Raw genomic sequence first — 2,163 nt, 5'->3', positions numbered from 1 at the left:
AGGGGCGTGCAGCGGCGGCGGGGGGCGGCGTCTCGGAGCGGTTCGTCACGGCGCGGGCGGCCCGCGTTCAGTGCGCCGGCTGCGGGCGCTGCAGCAGCATGGCGTCGCCGTAGCTGAAGAAGCGGTACCCCTGCGCGATGGCGTGGCGGTACAGGCCCATCACATGCTCGTAGCCCGCGAAGGCGCTCACCAGCATCATCAGCGTGCTCTTGGGCAGGTGGAAGTTGGTGACCAGCACGTCCACCACCCGGAAGCCGAAGCCGGGCGTGATGAAGATGCGCGTGTCGCCCGTGGCCTGGCCGCTCAGGGCCCACGATTCGAGCGTGCGCACGGTCGTCGTGCCCACCGCCACCACGCGGCCCCCGCGCTGGCGGCAGCGCTCCAGCGCGGCCAGCGTGGCCAGGGGCACTTCGTACCACTCGCTGTGCATCTGGTGCTCGGCCAGGTTCTCGGTCTTGACGGGCTGGAAGGTGCCGGCGCCCACGTGCAGCGTGACGCTGGCGCGCTCCACGCCGCGGGCCTCCAGGTCGGCCAGCACACCCGCATCGAAGTGCAGCGCCGCCGTGGGGGCTGCCACCGCGCCGGGGGCCCGGGCGAAGACGGTCTGGTAGCGCTGTGCGTCCTCGGCGGCATCGGGGTCCTCGCCGCCCTCCTGGTGCCGCTCGATGTAGGGTGGCAGCGGCAGGTGGCCGTGCCGCTCCATCAGGTCGTAGGGCGTCTCGCCCGCGGGGCCCCGCAGCGCGAAGCGAAACAGCGGGCCGTCGTCCTCGGGCCAGCGCGACAGCAGCGTGGCGTCGAAGCCGCCACCGGCCAATCCGCCCGCCAGATGCACCACGGCGCCGGGCAGGGGCTTCTTGCTCACCTTCATGTGCGCCACCACCTCGTTGCCGGTCAGCACGCGCTCGATCAGCAGCTCCAGCTTGCCGCCGCTGGCCTTCTCGCCGAACACGCGGGCCTTGACCACGCGCGTGTCGTTGAACACTAGCAGGTCGCCCGCGCGCAGCAGCCCGGGCAGGTCGCGAAAGACCCGGTCGGCCGGCTCGGTGCTGCGGCCGTCCAGCAGGCGCGAGGCGCTGCGTTCGGGGGCGGGGTGTTGGGCAATGAGCTGCGGGGGCAGCGTGAAATCGAAATCGCTGAGCGTGAAGGTGCGGGGGCTGGCAGGCATGGGGACTTGAGGGCCGGACGGGCCCGTTCCAAGGAATAAACGACCAAAGACAGCGCGCGATTGTCCCATGGGCACTGGGCGCGAGCCCGCCGGCCTTTAACGTGCGGAAGGGCCGCTGGCTCCTGCCGGCGCCAACTGCTGGCGCAGGAACGCGATCACCTCGCGGTGGAACGCTGCATGGAAGGCGATGCGGTCGAAGCCGGGCGCATCGCGGCAAAGGGCGGGCAGCCGCTCGGCCAGGGCGGCGGAGCAGGGCGCGAGGAACGCGAAATGCCCCGCCTGGGGCACCCCATGCCATTCGGGGGCGGCCGGCAGCGCGTGGCGCAGGGCCTCGACGCTGCCGGGCGTGACGCCATCGCCGCCCAGCGCGGAGGCCCACAGCTGCACGGGGGCCTTCACGGCCTGCAGTGTCTCGGGGGTGAAGAAGTTCAGTGGGTCGGCGATCACCGCGGCGCGGATGCGCGGGTCCGGCGCGGGCATCGCGGGCCAGGAGCGGTTGCGGATCTCGGTGCACAGCGGGATGGGCGAGCCGGCCGGGCACAGCTCGGGGCGCTGGGTGAAGTCCGGCACCGCGCCCAGGGCCACGAGCCCCGTGGTGCCGCCGCGCGAGAACCCGAAGAAGCCGATGCGCCCAGGGTCCAGCTCCGCGTGGCCGGGCCAGGTGCCCAGCAGGTAGTCGGTGAGCCGCCGCATGTCGGCCGGCCGCGTGGCGAAGGCGGAAAGCTGGCCCTGGCGACTCAGGTCCTGCGCGTTGTCGCCCGGGTGGCTGATGGCCGCGACGGCAAAGCCCGCATCGGCCAGCGCCGCGGCCGTGTCGTGGTGGCTGAAGGCGGTGCCGCCCGAGCCATGCGAGACGATGACCAGCGGCAGCGGTGCACCCTGCACGGGGCAGTCGCGCACCGCCTCCAGGGTGAGCGGGCCGATGCCGACGGGCCCCGGCGGCGTGGCGCAGGGTGTCCAGATCGCGCCGCGCAATGCCGGGCCCTGGGCATCAGCGG

At 73.3% G+C, this 2,163-nt stretch carries 2 protein-coding genes; both read right to left on the bottom strand.

Annotated elements, in window-relative coordinates:
* Positions 1-67: 67 nt before the first annotated feature.
* The gene (gene queA, locus AC27IQ_RS23000; RefSeq protein ID WP_487090927.1) at positions 68-1,165 is read right to left on the bottom strand and encodes a tRNA preQ1(34) S-adenosylmethionine ribosyltransferase-isomerase QueA; all 1,098 of its coding nucleotides are present in this window, start codon (positions 1,163-1,165) and stop codon (positions 68-70) included.
* 96 nt (positions 1,166-1,261) lie between these two features.
* On the bottom strand, positions 1,262-2,163 hold a 902-nt coding region (locus AC27IQ_RS22995; protein ID WP_487090926.1), incomplete at its 5' end, for an alpha/beta hydrolase family protein.

The organism is Acidovorax sp. KPB24-07 (genome assembly GCF_057543315.1).
The sequence above is the reverse complement of the archived record's forward strand: the minus strand, read 5'-3'. Positions and strand labels throughout refer to the sequence as shown.

Excerpts from the sequence above, each read along its gene's own strand:
- queA (WP_487090927.1), bottom strand. The coding sequence starts at position 1,165 with ATGCCTGCCAGCCCCCGCACCTTCACGCTCAGCGATTTCGATTTCACG.